Source organism: Nocardia aurantiaca, assembly GCF_009708175.1.
Lineage (GTDB): Bacteria > Actinomycetota > Actinomycetes > Mycobacteriales > Mycobacteriaceae > Nocardia > Nocardia aurantiaca.
This window is the reverse complement of record NZ_WMBB01000017.1, coordinates 87,688-102,752: the sequence shown is the minus strand read 5'-3', so window position 1 is coordinate 102,752 and position 15,065 is coordinate 87,688. Positions and strand designations below refer to the sequence as shown.

The window sequence follows — 15,065 nt, the reverse complement described above, 5'->3', positions numbered from 1 at the left end:
CGAACCTCCTTACGCTGCGGCCCGACATGTGGTCGGGACGCCCTGGTTACGTCAGATCAAGCAATCAGCGGCAAAAGAGTGCGTTCGGTTGTCCAGCTCGGATAGGGCGGCTACGAAAGCTGGAGTACTCCGCGGCTGCCATCAACAGCGATGGTGGTACCCAAGGGAGCCGAGATAGCTGCCAGGTTCTGCAGAACATCGATCGCGGCGGCCCCATCGAGAATTTGCGCGGTGTTGTGCCCGTCCCGAGCCGTCGGGATGATCGTGGCTGTGCCGTCGAAGTCGTATTCGACCAGCAGCCCTTCCATGTGGCGGTTGTGCATGACCGGCCAGTCGAACACGAGATTGCCCAGGCTGTAGAAGATCGGCCGCCCTCGATAGACCTCTACCGGCTGAATCGAATGTGGGCCGTGCCCAATCACGATGTCGGCGCCTGCTCGGACAGCTGCGTGCGCAACGGTGTACTGGTAGTTGGCAACGACTGTGCCGGGAACGCCCCAATGCACGGAGACGACAACATGGTCGTTCTCGTTGCGGGCCTTCTCGACGTCGGCCACCAGTGCATCCAGTTCGTCGCTGAAGGGTGTGGTGATCACCGTGGGAGCGGCTCCGGGAACCTCGGCCACCCGAGGGTCAGGAATGTAGGAGGTCACCGCCCGCATGGGCACAATGCCGGGCCTGCTCGCGGTGGCCGCATGCTCGAACGGCCAGCAGATCGAGGAATACGCCAGGAAGGCAACGGACTTGCCCTCCCTCTGTACCACCGCAGGTCGGCGAGCTGCGGAGAGATCGTGTCCGGCACCGCAGTGTGCAATCCCGGCCCGATCGAGCACCTCCAAGCTCGCGACCGCCGCCGAGGCCGGGAAGGTCACGTTGTTCGCGCACGAGACGACATCGATGCCGGCCCAGGTCAGTGCATCCACCATCGCGGGATCGGCGTACGTCCAGTTCGGCTTGTGCGGGATCAGCGGGCCTTGCCCGCACAGCGGCCCTTCCAAGTTGACAAACCGAAAGTCGGCCTTGGCCAGCACATCTCGAATTCCAACGAAAGCACCAGCTGGATCGGTGCGCAGCTGGATGTTGACATCGCCCCCGAAGATCCCCTTCACAGCTACACCCCACCATACCGATACCCAACTCGCATCCGATGCACGGCATTCGGCATTTCAGGACGTTCTCTACCTCCAACAGCGGCATGCGGTTAGCCAGGACGACGACGACGGCGGCCGCGCTGAAGCGCACACTGCACATCACTGAATGCGGCCTCGAACATCGACAACTGGAGATTCCCGCAGGTCGGAGACCGTCGAATCTGTAACAGTTGCCGTGTACGCGCCAATGTCAACCTGTCGGGGGTTCGCAATACACTCCCGGGCCATGCGAATCGGCTACGGGCGAGTCTCCACCCGCGATCAACATCCCGAAGCCCAACACGACGCGCTCACCGCGGCCGGCTGTGAGGAGATCTTCATCGACAAGGCCTCCGGCAAGCTCGCCTCCCGCCCCGAGCTGACCAAGGCGCTGCTGGTCGCCAACCGACCCAACGACCAACTGGTGGTGACCAAGCTCGACCGGCTCGGCCGCTCCCTCGAGCAACTGGTCGAACTGTCGAAGACCTTGCAGGAACGGAGCGTGGACCTGGGAGTCCTGGATCAGGGCATCGACACGACAGGCACGTCGCCTGCTAGAGCTTTCGGATGATCCGGCAAGGATTTCCCGCAGCGAAGACCTGCGCGGGAAGGTTTCTCGTCACGACACTGCCGGCACCGACGACTGTATTCGAGCCGATCGCGACACCGGGGCAGACGATGACGCCGCCGCCCAGCCACACGTTGTCGCCGATGGCGATCGGAGTTGCTGTCTCCCAGCGCTGACGGCGCAGTTCATGGTCTTCCATCGGATGCAGGGCGGTCAGCAACTGCGCACGCGGACCGATGGATACATCATCGCCGATGACGACGGGAGCGCAGTCCATCACGATCGCGTCGTAGTTCAGGAAACTGTTGCGGCCCATTGTGATCAGATGGCCATAGTCACACTGGAACCTCGGCATGATCCACGAGCCCTCGCCGATAGCACCGAGCAACTCCGCAAGGATCGCACGGCGTTCGGAATCCTCGCCTGATCGAGTCGCGTTGAATCGGTCCAGCAACGCCTGACACGCACGGCGCTCAGCCACCAGCTCCGGATCGTTGTCCCGATACAACTCGCCCCGAAGCATGCGCGCTTTGTCCATCCCCATGACGCGATCCTGCCCGACTGGCCACACCCCTACCCCGACTACCTGAATACCGGCCCCTGCCAGTCCGGGACCCCAAGCCGGTGCAAACCAAAGATGTTCGACGACAATGGCATTCGGCCCAGCCCACGTCGGGTAGTGCTCGGCCGAGGGCGTCGGAGACCTGCTGATCCCTGTCAGAGCTTCTGCTGACCCCACGCCAGCCGCAGCACGCCGTTGCCGAACCACAGCGCGAACATCACGAGACCGGCGACCGGAGTCCACGCCAGGCCCAGCAGCACCGAGGCCGCCCCGAACCAGACGACCTCCAAAGCCACCCGCCGCCAACCGGTCTGCGGGAATCGGGGATCCTTGGCCGCACCGAACAGCGCCCATACCACGATGAACACCGCCGGGGCCGCCAGCCCCAGCACGATGCGCGCCGCGATCGGCGCCGGCACGGTGAATCCCCACCACGCCGCAGCGCCCAGAACACACAGTTCCAGCAGGAACATCAACAACAGGTTCGCGCCCTCGAACACCCTCATCGCCAGACCAACTTCAATACCGCAGGAGTCAACAACACGCGGATCACGGTGGCGTCCAACACCAGTGCCGCGATCATGCCGTAGGCAATGTATTTCATGAGCACCAGATCCGAGAACCCGAACGCACCGGTGACCACGATCAGAATCGCCGCGGCCGAGGTGATGACACCGCCGGTGTGGGCGATGCCGTAGCGGATCGCCTCGGGCGCGGCGGCTCCCGCCGCCCGCGCCTCGGCCATCCGCGACTGCAGGAACACCTCGTAGTCGGTCGAGAGACCGAACAGGACCGTCACGATCAGCACCAGGACCGCGAACATGAGCGGGCCCGGGGTGAAGTCGAACAGGCCCGCGCCGTGACCCTCCACGAAGATCCAGGTCAGCACACCGAGCGTCGCACCCAGGCTGAGCGCGCTCATGACGACCGCCTTGATCGCCAGCACCAATGACCGGAATGCCGCATACATCAACGCGACCGCCGCCGCGATCAGAATCGCCACCAGCAACGGCAGGCCCTTGATCAAGCCCTGGATCGAATCACGTTCCAGGGCAGGCACACCCGCGACCATCACGTGCACGCCATCGGGCTCGGGGATCGATCGCAGCGCCGCCATCACACTGTCGGCATCGCGCTTGTCGACCAGCCCGCTGGCCAGCACTGTCACCTGATCCTTGGTCGGCGCGGCCGGATCGAACGGCCCCGTCATCTTCGGACCGACAATCTGGTTGGCCTCGTAGCGAATATCGGACAGCTGCTGCGGATTCGCACCCACCACCACCAGCTTCAGCGGCTCGGTGCGGAATTGCGGGAACCTGCGATCGAAGTCCTGCTGGGCCACCCGCGCCGGATTGTCCGAGGACAGATACCGCTCGCTCAAACCCCCGAACTCGATGTGGCGGAACGGCAGAATCAATGGCAGCAGCATCAACACCACCGGCGCGATCACCAGCCACGGCTTGCGCATGGCGAACAGCGCCAGCCGCGAGAAGAATCCGGCATCGATCTGCTCGGCGGTACGGATACTGGCCAGCCGATGCCAGCCCCATAGATCGATGCGCCGCCCCACGATCGACAGCACCGCCGGCAACGCCGTCACCGACAGCACCGCCGCCAACAGCACCGAGGAGATGCCGCCCAGCGGCACCGAGCGCAGGACCCCGTTCGGGTAGATGAACAACGCGCCCAGGCTCACCGCGATGATCGCCGCCGAGAACAACACCGTGCGCCCGGCCGTGGCGACCGTGCGGGCGGTCGCCTCCTCCACGCTGCGGCCCGCCGCCAGTTCCTCACGGAACCGGGTCACCGCGAACAACCCGTAGTCGATCGCCAGCCCCAAGCTCACCAGCGTGACCACCGCCGAGGCGAACACATTGACCTGCAGATGATTGGTCAGCAGCCGCATGATGCCCTGGCTTCCCAGGATCGTCATGCCGCCGATCAGCACCGGCAGCAGCGCCCCCACCACCCCGCCGAACACGAAATACAGCAGGATCGCCACCAGCGGCAGCGCGATCAGCTCCGCACGGCGGATATCGTCCTGCATCCCGGTGTTGATGCCCTCGACCACCGGCTGCAATCCGGCCAGCTGCACCGTCGTCCCACCCGGTCCGGAACCGGTTGTGCCCGCATGGAATTCGTCCTTGATGGCCAGGTAGTTGTTCACCGTGTCGGTGCCGCCGTCCCCACGTAGCCCGATGCTGGCGAATGCGTGGGTGCGGGAGGCGTCGGCGAACCGGCCCATCAGCGCGTCGTCCCAATACGAGTCGATCTTCAGTATCCGGTCGGCGTGCTGGGTGCGCAGCCGATTCAATTCCGCCGCGACCGCATTACGCACCGGCTCGTCATCGACGGTCGATCCGGGCGGGGCGGTGTAGATGGCGATCAGATCCGCGTCGGTGTCGCGGCCGAAGGTGGAATCGGCCAGCTTCGACGCCGCCACCGACTGACTCGAATCGTCGAACCAGCCCTCCTGTGTGAGGTGATCACCCAGGTCCCGCCCGTAGAACCCGGACACGAGCACAACCAGCCCGAACATGGCGAACACCGCATACCGGAAGCGGTGGATCGAACGCCCCCACCGCGGGGATCCGGCCTCGCGCATCACCCGCAGGCCGCGGTCTTGTAGTCGGCCGAGCGCAGAATGCCGCACAGGTCGGTGCGCGAGATCTTCCAGCGCCCGTCCTTGTACACGAAATGCACCACCGTGGTACGCACATCGGAGCCGGTTCCGTCCTTGTCCAGGCTCAGCGTCGCGGTCAGGGTGCCGTCGTGGTTGTCGAAGACCGGGTCCTTGACCCCGTACACCGCGCGCGGATGGTCGCGCAGCGCCTTGTACATGTCCGGGATGGCGTCCTTGAACGCCTCGCCGTCCTCGATCAGCGCGGTCCGGTCACTGTCGGGCAGATTCGGGTCCAGCGCGCTCTTGATCTGCGCGTCCAGCTCGGCCGCGGACGGGATGGTCGGCCGGTTGGCGCTGCTCTGCGCGGCCGCGGCCGCCGAGGACGAACTCAGGGCCGCGTAGGCCGAGGAACGTGCCTGGGCCACCTTGGACTCGTCGTCGGAGCCACCGCCACACGCGGCGATCGACGCGCCGACCACGGTCAACAGGAGCACGGCGGCGGTCGGTCGTCGAAATCGCATCAACATCCTCGAAGGTCGAACTGCGGTTGTGTGCCGTTAGTTTGTCATGCGCTGCGCCCGAGGGGGATTGCTGTGTCACAGCAGCGCGTTCACATGCCGTCGATGACCGCGGCCAAACGGCTCAACAACGCCCGCACCGTCGTGGCCTCGCGCGGTTGCGCGGTCGGCACCGGCGTGGCCTGTGGAATCAGATCCCGCACCAGCGCCACCACACTGCGCTCGTCGTCGAGATCGATATCGGTGACCGGCGCCACGGCCACCGCCTCGATGTCCTCGGGCGCGGGCACGGTGGTCGCGAGATCGGGCCGATAGATCTCGAGGGTCAATGTCGCCCTGTGGGTCCGGAAGGCGAACGACCGCCCGTCCGCGGTGACCCCGAACCCGTGCGCGTAACGACCCATGGTCACGTCTTCGACGATGAAGCCCGAAGTGTGGTCGGCTACCAACTGATCTCCCAGATACGGCACGCTTTTGCTTTCCACGGTAACCGCCTGGACCGACAGTGCCACCGAAAGCCCATGTCACATCATGGAAATCGGTCCCGGAGACACGTGGCACGCCGTCGCGAAGACCCCCACTTGTCGGTCGCTGTGGCCGATCATGGTCAGATAAGAGAGCACGCATGATTTCGCTCGTCAGTTCGGTCAGTAAGGGAGTTCGCTGCATGCGCCGTCGCGGCTGGATCCGGTCGGCCCTCGCGGGGGTGGCGGCGGTGACCCTGCTGGCCGGGTGTTCCTCGCAGGAGGACAACGCCGACAACGCCACCCGGGACCCGGCGACCCCGGCCGCCGCTCCCAGCGCCGCGGCCGCGCCCACCGGACAGGTGAGCCCCAGCGCGCCGATCTCCCTGCTGCTCGACGAACCCGCCACCGGTGTGCTGGCCGCGGTCGTGGATTCCGGTGCCACCCTGCAACTCATCGACAAGGGCGTCACCCGCCCGGTCGCCCTGCCCGGCAAGGCCGCCGCACTGTCGCTGGGCAAGCCCGGGGAGATCCTGGTCGCGGTGCCCGGCAAGATCCTGCGCGTCGACGCCGCCTCCGGCGCGGTCACCGCGATCACGGTCGACGGCGACGTGCACTCGGCGGCGTCGCGCGCCGACGGGTCGCTGGTAGTGGGCCTGGCCAACGGCAAGGTGCTGCTGCTCGACGCGGACGGCACCGTGCGCCACACCATTTCGGGTCTGTCCTCCGCTGATGTGGTGGATGCCGCCGACGGCGCGGTGGTCGTGCTGGATCGTCGCCAGACCGCCGTCGTGCAGCTCGACCTCGCCTCCAACAAGCTCGGGCTGTCCCTGCGCGCCGGCGACGGAGCCACCAACATGATCGGCGACCACTTCGGCCGCCGCATCGTCACCGACACCGCCGGAGGGGAACTGCTGGTCTACACCGCCGATCCCTTGGTCCTGCACCAGCGTTTCCCGGTAGGCTCTTCGCCCTACGCACTCGCCTACGATCAGCGGTCCGAGACCGTGTGGGTGACGCTGACAGGCAGCAACGAAGTCGTCGGCTACGACCTGTCGACGGGTATACCGGTAGAGGTAGGGCGCTACCCGACGGTGCGCCAGCCCAACGCGGTAACCATCGACAGCCGCACCGGTGAGATGTTCGTGGGATCCGCGACCGGTGACGGTCTGCAACGGATCGGCGCGGACCAGCGGAAGAGAGGGCAGTGATGGCACGGGCCTCACGATCGGCGCACCAATCGCGCACATTACCGGAAGGCTGGGAGGAATCCAGCGACGAATGGGAATACGTGCCCCTGCGGTTGCCTCCCGGCGTCAGCAGGGTCACCGCGTCCATGCGGCTCGCCATTCACGCCGAATACGGCGGCTGGGAGCTGTCGCGGGTACGTGCCTACACCGACGGCAGTCGTCGAGTGTTACTGCGCCGCCGCAAGAGTTCCCTGCTATCCCCGACACCCGAGGCGGTGATGTAACCCCCCATGTATGAGCGTCTGTACCGTCTGCTGCTGAAGGTGATGTTCCTGCTGCCGCCGGAACGCATTCACCACCTGGCTTTCGCCGCCATGAAGCTCGCGACCCGGTTCGCCCCGGGCCGTGCGCTGACCGGCAAGCTGCTCGTGGCCGACGACCCGATCCTGCGCACCCGCGTGTTCGGCGTGGACTTCCCCGCGCCCCTGGGTCTGGCCGCCGGCTTCGACAAGAACGCCGACGGCGTCGACACGTGGGGCTCGCTCGGTTTCGGTTACGCCGAAATCGGCACTGTCACCGCCCAGGCCCAGCCTGGCAACCCCGCCCCCCGGCTGTTCCGCCTCCCCGCGGACCGGGCGCTCATCAACCGCATGGGCTTCAACAACTTCGGCGCGGCCGCCGCCGCCGAACACCTGGCCCACCGCCTGCCCGGAGGCGTCCCGATCGGCGCCAACATCGGCAAGACCAAGGTCGTCGAACCCGAGGACGCCGCAACCGATTACGCCCTCTCGGCGAAGCTGCTGGGCCCGCTGGCCGACTTCATCGTCGTCAATGTCAGCTCCCCCAACACCCCAGGCCTGCGCGACCTGCAAGCGGTGACCTCCCTGCGCCCGATTCTGCAGGCCGTCCTCGACACCGTCTCGGTCCCCGTCCTGGTCAAGATCGCCCCCGATCTTTCCGACGAGGACATCGACGCTGTCGCCGACCTCGCCGTCGAACTCGGCCTGGCCGGCATCGTCGCCACCAACACCACAATCCGCCGCGACGGCCTGCGCACCCCCGCCTCCGAAGTGGAACCCATTGGCGCAGGGGGCCTCTCCGGCGCCCCGGTAGCCGACCGCTCCCTCGAGGTTCTGCGCCGCCTCTACGCCCGCGTAGGCGACAAGCTCGTCCTGATCTCGGTCGGCGGCATCGAAACCGCCGACCAGGCCTGGGAACGCATCCTCGCCGGCGCCTCCCTCCTCCAGGGCTATACCGGCTTCATCTACGGCGGCCCGTTGTGGGCCAAGCACATCCACCGGGGCCTCGCCGCGAAACTGCGCGCTCACGGCTATTCCAATCTCTCCGAAGCCGTCGGCGCAGAACACACGACCCGCGCCTGACCGCTCCGGTTCATTCCGTATGTCCGGCCGTGACGTTGCCTCCGGTGGGAATGCGGATGCTCGGCCACCGCGCCGATTCCCGTTCCCGCGATCACGCGGCATACACCCCGGCCGATTCGGGCTGTGCGCGGTGCGGTCGATGACCGAGGTGCAAGCGGTCGAGCAGGCCGCACTCACCGCTGAACCGGCGCCCTGGACACCGAACCGCTGAGCGAGCGCGCCACGCTGTACATGGCTGCCGAGGCGAATTCGCCGGATTTCGTTCGGGCATCCGAGTCCGCATGGCGACGGTCGGTCACCTGGCGTGCGCGGGCCAGGATGGGCTCCGTCGCCCGGGCGATCGATGATTTCGGCCACCGGCGTGGCCGGTGTACCGCGCGACACAGTCGTAAAGATCTGGTTACGATGAGTGAGCCGCGCCACAGACGGCGCGTGGCCATCGCGTGATCGGGTTGGTCGTTCTCTCGGACGTCGGGGTGCGCGCGGTGGGCGCGCGGCGGGTGGCGGGGCGCAGCGAGAGGCAATCGGGAAAAGGGTTATGACGACTGACATCAGCTATGCGCACGCATCTGGGAAGACCGTTTATACGATTCCGCAGGCGTTTCAGGAGACCGTGACGCTGCGGCCGGGACAGGTGGCGTTGCGCACGGTCGGCGGGACACAGCAGCTCACGTGGCGCGAGTACGGGGAGCGGGTGCGTTCGATCGCGGCGGGGTTGGCCGGGCTGGGGGTGGGGCGCGGCGACACCGTGGGGATCATGCTGACCAACCGGCCGGAGTTCAATCTGGTCGATACCGCGGCGTTGCACGTGGGTGCGACACCGTTCTCGATCTACAACACCAGTTCGCCGGAGCAGATCGCGCATCTGTTCACCAATGCGGAGAACAAGGTGGTGATCACCGAACCGGGGTTCCTGGACGTGGTGCGCGCAGCCGGCGTGGAGCTGGAACACATTGTGCTGGTGGAGGGTTCGGCGGCGGGCACGCTGACCCTGGCCGAGGTGGAGGCCGCGCCGAAGCAGGATTTCGACTTCGACGCCGCCTGGCAGGCGGTGCAGCCCGACGATGTGGCGACGCTGATCTACACCTCCGGCACCACCGGCCCCTCCAAGGGTGTGGAACTCACCCACAAGAATGTCGTCGCCCAGATCGTGGGCCTGGTCGAGGGGCCGCTGACCGTCGGCCTCGACGACCGCTCGGTGTCCTACCTCCCGGCCGCCCATGTGGCCGACCGCATTTCGGGTCACTGCGCCAATCTGTTCACCGGTGTGCAGGTGACCTGTGTGCCCGATCCGCGTGAGATCGCCGCGGCCCTGCCCGACGCCCGCCCGACCGCGTTCTTCGGTGTGCCGCGCGTATGGCAGAAGATCAAGGCCGGAATCGACGCCAAGCTCGCCACCGAGGCCAGCCCGGTCAAGAAGGCCCTGGCCAACTGGGCGCTCGGTGTCGGTGCGCAGGCCGCCCGCGCCGACCTCGCGGGCACCGGCCGCGGCCCGCTGCTGGATGTGCAGCACAAGCTGGCCGACGCGTTGGTGCTGTCGAAGCTGCGCCACGCCCTGGGTTTCGACGAGCTGCGCGTCGCAGCCTCCGGCGCGGCCGCCATCCCGCCGGAAACGCTGGAATACCTGCTGGGCCTGGGCTTCACGGTGACCGAGGTGTGGGGCATGTCGGAAACCTCCGGTGTCGGCACCTACACCCCGCTGGCCAAACCCAAGCCGGGCACCGTCGGCGTCCCCCTGAAGGGCGTGGAGATTCGCCTGGCCGAGGACGGGGAGCTGCTCATTCGCGGCGGCATCGTCACTCGCGGCTACCGCAAGATGCCCGACAAGACCGCCGAGGCCATCGACGCCGACGGCTGGCTGCACACTGGCGACGTCGCCACCATCGACGGCGACGGCTATGTCAGCATCGTCGACCGCAAGAAGGAACTCATCATCAACGAGGCGGGAAAGAACCTGTCTCCCACCAATATCGAGAACTCCGTCAAGGCGGCGTCCTCACTGGTCGGCCAGGTGGTCGCGATCGGTGACGCCAAGCCCTACATCGCGGCGCTCATCGTCCTGGACCCCGACACCGCCGTGGTGCGGGCCAAGGCGCTGGGCACTCCGGATGCCGAGCTGAAGACCCTGGCCGCGCACCCGGAGATCGTCGCCGAGATCAAGGCCGCGGTCGCCGGAGCCAACGCCAAGCTCTCGCGCGTCGAGCAGATCAAGCGGTTCACCATCCTGGATCTGGGCTGGGAGCCCGGCGGTGATGAACTCACCCCCACCCTCAAGCTCAAGCGCAACCCGATCGCGGCCAAGTACGGCGCCGAGATCGCCTCGCTGTATCTGACCCCGCCGCCGGACGGCGTGGTCAACATGAGCTGATCCGGGGACGCGCGGCCACCGCGCGAACACGGATTAGACGTGGGCCTGGGCGAACAGTCCAGGCCCACAGCCGTTCTCATGGACCGTGCCACCGCACCGCCGCCGATCGCGTCACCCGAGCCAGCTGATCGCTCATCGCCTCGGCCATCCGCTCCGTCTGGGTGGGCTGTGGTCGGCGGTGCGGTATTCCACCTGAATGGTCGGCCGGTCACCGGTATTTCACGCCGGCTCGACGGGAAGGCTGCGCTCGCCCAGAAGGCTGGTGTCGCAACGGATCCGCGTGTCGTTCCCGCTGGCGTAGTGTCCGGCGACGGCGGCGAACGCCGCTTTGGGTTCCCATGCCATGTCCGGATAGGTGTCGCCGTGGCGGCCCTCCAGGACCTTGACGATGCCGAGGCTGGCGAGGTCGAGGTCGTCGCGGGGATCACCGCCGGGGCGGTGCGGGTGGCTGTGCAACGCGAACAGGAATACGAAGGCGCTGTCGACGCCTTCGGTATCGAAGATCTCGAGCAGCTCGCTCAGATATGCGGCCTGCCCAGCCTCGTCCCGGGCGTAGTGCCCGTTCAGCCGGATCGGGTCGCCGGTAGTGGCGTCGTATTCGACGATCTCATTGCTGCGCGGCGCCAGATCGGCGGCGCCCCGCCAAGTGGCCGTGCCGAAACCGGTGATCGCCAGCGGCTTTCCCTGCGCGACCAGGTCGCGCACGCCCGCACGGAACTGGTCGGCCACCTCGGCGGAGCGGATGAGCTCGATCGACATGATGTCGAACGGTGTCCAGTCGATCCGCTCGAAAGGTATGGCGCAGTAGGTCAGTTTGCCTCGGAAGGCTTCGCGGACCGCGGCCACCGCCTCCGCGAGGAAGTCGTCGAGGCGAGCGATCAGCTCGGCGAGTCGCTCGCTGCGAGCATCGGGGTTCCCGAGCAGGAACTCGAGCCGCTCCCAGACGGTGTCGCCGGGCAGGAATTCCCGGTTCATCAAGCTCAGTTCGACGCCGGTGACGAACACGACCTCGGCCCCTGTCTGCCGCAGCCGCTCGGCCCGTCGCGCGCACTCGGCGAACAGTGACAGGATCTCCGCGGTTGTCAGTTCCAAGGGATAGGGCGAGTACCACACCTCGAGCCCCAGCTCGGCGGCGCACCGGGCTGCCAATTCCAGCCGGTCGGCGTCGCCGCCGACGATGTGGACGGCAGTGCAATGCAGATCGTCCCGGATGATGGCCAGCTCCCGCCGGACCACCTCCGGGTCGAGGTCCTCCCGTGACGCCCGCCCGTTCCGGACGAAACCGGCGTCATACGTCATCCCCTTGCCGCGCATGTGCGTGATCCCTTTGTTGATCGGTTCGGTCGACGCCAGACTAGAGACAAACATGCGTGCACGCAATATTGCGTAAGTGCACATTTTTCGTGGCACGATCAGATCATGGCAACGAGACCGGCGGGATTGCGCGAGCGCAAGAAGCAGGCCACCCGCGAGGCACTGCGGGAAGCGGCGCTGCGGCTGGCCTTGGAACAGGGGCCGGACAACGTGCGGGTCGAGGACATCGCCGAGGCGGCCGGCGTCTCACCACGGACCTACAACAACTACTTCTCCAGCCGCGAGCAGGCGATCGTCGCCGCTATCACCACCGAACGGGAAGCGCGAGTCGAAGCGGCGGTAGCGGCTCGGCCGCCGGAGGTTCGCCTCGCGGACGCCGTCATTGACGCGATCGTGACCCAGTACACCGACCCGGGTGAAATCCCTCGCGAGGCCCTAACATTGATCACCGCGCACCCCTCGCTGCGCGAGGCCTTCCTCCGTGCCAGCAGCGCGATCTCGAAACCACTCGCCAACGCGATCGCCGACCGCCTCGGCGCTTTCGACGGACCGACCGCCCCCGTGCTCGCGGCCAGCGTGGCCGCCGCCGTCCGCGTCGCACTCGAACAATGGCTACAGCCGGCGGGCGTCGCGCCCGCCACCGCAGGCCTCGTGGTCGTGTCCGGCTCGCTGCCCGACATGCTCCGTGCCGCGCTCGCCCCGCTCGTCCCGGCACTCGACGCGGCCGAGAACCGACCGTCGCAACACCCCAGACATCAGTGAGGGATGTCTTCTGCCCCCAGATAATGGGCTGTTATCACGGCAAGACAGGGTCACCGCGTATTTCTTGCCAGATCCGCCGCTGTTGGCGTTGGTCGCGCCCGTGGACTGGCTCGGCGGCGAATCCTGTCGTGGCGGTGCGGCTATTACCACCGGAACTCTCGGGACGCCGGTTGTGCTACCCGGACATGATTGCGGCCCCGAACCAATCGCCCAGGGCCGCAATCATTTCCGGGTAAACGCCTACTTCTGCTCGTGGGTGCCGATGATGGTGGCGCGCCCGATGGCGTTCATGAACAGGTTGAATCCCAGGTAGGCGGGCGAGGAGTTCTCGTCCACGTCGAGCCGCTCGACACCGACCGCGTGCACTACCACGAAGTACCGGTGCGCGCCGTGCCCGGCGGGCGGGAAGGCGCCCGTGTACTCGTGCAGCCCAGCGTCATTGCGCAGGTGGATGGCTCCGGCGGGCAACGTGCCGCCCTTGCTGGCCTGCCCGGTCTCGAGGCTGGTGGTGGTGGCCGGGACATTGGCGAGGACCCAGTGCCAGAAGCCCGAGGCGGTCGGGGCGTCCGGGTCGTACATGGTGACCGCGAAGCTCTTGGTCTCGGCCGGGAATCCCGACCAGCTCAGCTGCGGGGAGATATCCCGTCCGCCCGCGCCGCCGAGCGCGCTGACCTGATCCAGATGCAGGGGCTTGCCGTCGCTGATATCGGTGGAGGTCAGGGTGAACTCGGGCAGCTGCGGCAGCGCGGCGTACGGATTGTAGGAGTAGTCGGGCACGAGCAGTCCTTTCGAATCGTCAGCTGTGCAACAGGAAGTGTTCCAGTACGCGGGTGCCGAATTCGAGTGATTCCACCGGAACCCGCTCGTCGACCCCGTGGAACAACGCGGAGAAGTCCAGTTCGGGTGGCAGCCGCAGCGGCGCGAAGCCGAAGCAGCGAATCCCCAACTTGGCGAAGGCCTTCGCGTCGGTGCCGCCGGAGAGCATGTAGGGCACGGTGCGCCCGGCCGGATCGTGGGCCAGGATGGCGTCGTTCATGGCATCGACGAGATGACCGTCGAAGGTGGTCTCGTAGGAGTCGAGCTTGGTGATCCATTCGCGCTCCACATCCGGGCCGATGAGCGCGTCCACCTCCCGCTCGAACTCGGCCTGTCGCCCCGGCACCACGCGGCAGTCGACGACGGCCTCGGCGGTCTGCGGAATCACATTGGCCTTGTAGCCCGCCCGCAGCATGGTCGGGTTCGCGGTGTCGCGCAGGGTCGCGCCGATGATGCGGGAGATGGTGCCCAGCTTGGCGAGCTGTCCTTCGATATCCGGTGAGGCGGGATCGAATTCGAGCCCGGACTCCTCGGCGACGGCGGCCAGGAATTCGGCGACCGAGTCGGAGACCACCAGTGGGAAGGTGTGGGTGCCCAGTCGCGCCACCGCCTGCGACAGGATGGTCACCGCGTTGTCCTCGTGCAGGAACGAGCCGTGCCCGGCACGGGCCTTGGCGCGCAACCGCATCCAGCCCAGGCCCTTCTCCGCGGTCTCGACCAGATACAACCGCCGCTCGCTGCCGTCGGGGCGCGGCACGGTCAGCGAGAACCCGCCGACCTCCCCGACCGCCTCGGTGACGCCCTCGAACAGGTCGGGCCGATTCTCGACCAGCCACTGGCAGCCCCACCGTCCGCCGTTCTCCTCGTCGGCCACGAACGCCCACACGATGTCGCGCGGCGGCACCGTGCCCTCGATCTTGAACTGGCGGGCCACGGCCAGCATCATGCCGACCATGTCCTTCATGTCGATGGCGCCGCGACCCCACACATATCCGTCGCGCACGGCACCGGAGAACGGATGCACACTCCAGTCGGCGGCCTCGGCGGGCACCACGTCCAGATGCCCGTGCATCATCAGCGCCCCGCGCGAGGAGTCCGCGCCCCGCAATCGTGCGAACACGTTGCCGCGCCCCGGCGCACCCGACTCGACGTATTCGGTGGTGTACCCGGCGTCCTCGAGTTGTTCGGCCACCCACTGAGCGCATTCGCGCTCGCCCTTGGTGGTTTCCGGTTCACCGGTATTGGAGGTGTCGAACCGGATCAGCTTGCTGACCAGGTCCACCACTTCCGACACGGCACGAGAGGTGTGGGTTTCGGCGGTTTCGGACACGTCACCTTTCCTACCACTTCCCCGGCGCACCGTCCCCC

The 15,065-nt window shown here is 67.0% G+C and carries 15 protein-coding genes; 6 read left to right on the top strand and 9 right to left on the bottom strand.

Annotated features, from left to right (window positions below):
• Positions 1 to 110: 110 nt before the first annotated feature.
• On the bottom strand, positions 111 to 1,109 hold the full coding sequence (locus GLP40_RS29780) for a CapA family protein (RefSeq protein WP_328290809.1): 999 nt from the start codon (positions 1,107 to 1,109) through the stop codon (positions 111 to 113).
• Positions 1,110 to 1,377: 268 nt separating this feature from the next.
• Here GLP40_RS29780 and GLP40_RS29775 point away from each other — a divergent pair, with 268 nt between their 5' ends.
• Complete coding sequence (locus GLP40_RS29775) at positions 1,378 to 1,701, top strand: recombinase family protein (RefSeq protein ID WP_230330070.1); 324 nt, start codon at positions 1,378 to 1,380, stop codon at positions 1,699 to 1,701.
• Here the strand turns inward: GLP40_RS29775 and GLP40_RS29770 are convergent.
• From GLP40_RS29770 to GLP40_RS29750, 5 genes are all read right to left on the bottom strand, one after another.
• Complete coding sequence (locus GLP40_RS29770; protein WP_154791331.1) at positions 1,685 to 2,242, bottom strand: sugar O-acetyltransferase; 558 nt, start codon at positions 2,240 to 2,242, stop codon at positions 1,685 to 1,687. The two genes, GLP40_RS29775 and GLP40_RS29770, sit on opposite strands and share 17 nt — an antisense overlap.
• Positions 2,243 to 2,415: 173 nt before the next feature.
• Complete coding sequence (locus tag GLP40_RS29765; protein ID WP_154791330.1) at positions 2,416 to 2,766, bottom strand: YrdB family protein; 351 nt, start codon at positions 2,764 to 2,766, stop codon at positions 2,416 to 2,418.
• On the bottom strand, positions 2,763 to 4,799 hold the full coding sequence (locus GLP40_RS29760; protein WP_230330069.1) for an MMPL family transporter: 2,037 nt from the start codon (positions 4,797 to 4,799) through the stop codon (positions 2,763 to 2,765). The genes GLP40_RS29765 and GLP40_RS29760 overlap by 4 nt, the downstream gene beginning before the upstream one ends.
• Positions 4,800 to 4,864: 65 nt before the next feature.
• Positions 4,865 to 5,404, bottom strand: coding sequence for a hypothetical protein (locus GLP40_RS29755; RefSeq protein ID WP_230330068.1), 540 nt, complete (start codon positions 5,402 to 5,404; stop codon positions 4,865 to 4,867).
• 89 nt (positions 5,405 to 5,493) lie between these two features.
• Complete coding sequence (locus GLP40_RS29750) at positions 5,494 to 5,886, bottom strand: hypothetical protein (protein ID WP_328290808.1); 393 nt, start codon at positions 5,884 to 5,886, stop codon at positions 5,494 to 5,496.
• Between the two features lie 182 nt (positions 5,887 to 6,068).
• Between GLP40_RS29750 and GLP40_RS29745 the strand changes: the two genes are divergently transcribed.
• The 4 genes from GLP40_RS29745 to GLP40_RS29730 all read left to right on the top strand — a co-directional run bounded on the left by GLP40_RS29745 (position 6,069) and on the right by GLP40_RS29730 (position 10,805).
• Entirely contained in the window at positions 6,069 to 7,076 is a 1,008-nt protein-coding gene (locus GLP40_RS29745) for a YncE family protein (RefSeq protein WP_154791327.1), read from the top strand.
• On the top strand, positions 7,076 to 7,339 hold the full coding sequence (locus tag GLP40_RS29740; protein WP_154791326.1) for a DUF5703 family protein: 264 nt from the start codon (positions 7,076 to 7,078) through the stop codon (positions 7,337 to 7,339). Before GLP40_RS29745 ends, GLP40_RS29740 begins: the two co-directional genes overlap by 1 nt.
• An 18-nt stretch (positions 7,340 to 7,357) precedes the next feature.
• Entirely contained in the window at positions 7,358 to 8,437 is a 1,080-nt protein-coding gene (locus GLP40_RS29735; RefSeq protein WP_154791387.1) for a quinone-dependent dihydroorotate dehydrogenase, read from the top strand.
• A 538-nt stretch (positions 8,438 to 8,975) separates the two neighbouring features.
• The gene (locus GLP40_RS29730; protein WP_154791325.1) at positions 8,976 to 10,805 is read left to right on the top strand and encodes an AMP-dependent synthetase/ligase; all 1,830 of its coding nucleotides are present in this window, start codon (positions 8,976 to 8,978) and stop codon (positions 10,803 to 10,805) included.
• Between the two features lie 219 nt (positions 10,806 to 11,024).
• Here the strand turns inward: GLP40_RS29730 and GLP40_RS29725 are convergent, their stop codons facing one another.
• Positions 11,025 to 12,119 (bottom strand): hypothetical protein, encoded by a 1,095-nt coding sequence (locus GLP40_RS29725; RefSeq protein ID WP_230330067.1) that lies wholly within the window; start codon positions 12,117 to 12,119, stop codon positions 11,025 to 11,027.
• A gap of 126 nt (positions 12,120 to 12,245) precedes the next feature.
• Here GLP40_RS29725 and GLP40_RS29720 point away from each other — a divergent pair, with 126 nt between their 5' ends.
• Complete coding sequence (locus GLP40_RS29720; RefSeq protein WP_230330066.1) at positions 12,246 to 12,881, top strand: TetR/AcrR family transcriptional regulator; 636 nt, start codon at positions 12,246 to 12,248, stop codon at positions 12,879 to 12,881.
• Between the two features lie 240 nt (positions 12,882 to 13,121).
• Here GLP40_RS29720 and GLP40_RS29715 read toward each other — a convergent pair whose 3' ends face one another.
• Positions 13,122 to 13,658 carry a YbhB/YbcL family Raf kinase inhibitor-like protein gene (locus GLP40_RS29715; RefSeq protein WP_328290807.1) on the bottom strand — a complete coding sequence of 179 codons (537 nt, stop codon included), beginning with the start codon at positions 13,656 to 13,658 and terminating at the stop codon, positions 13,122 to 13,124.
• A gap of 19 nt (positions 13,659 to 13,677) precedes the next feature.
• The gene (locus GLP40_RS29710) at positions 13,678 to 15,027 is read right to left on the bottom strand and encodes a M20/M25/M40 family metallo-hydrolase (protein ID WP_328290806.1); all 1,350 of its coding nucleotides are present in this window, start codon (positions 15,025 to 15,027) and stop codon (positions 13,678 to 13,680) included.
• Between the last annotated feature and the right edge of the window lie 38 nt (positions 15,028 to 15,065).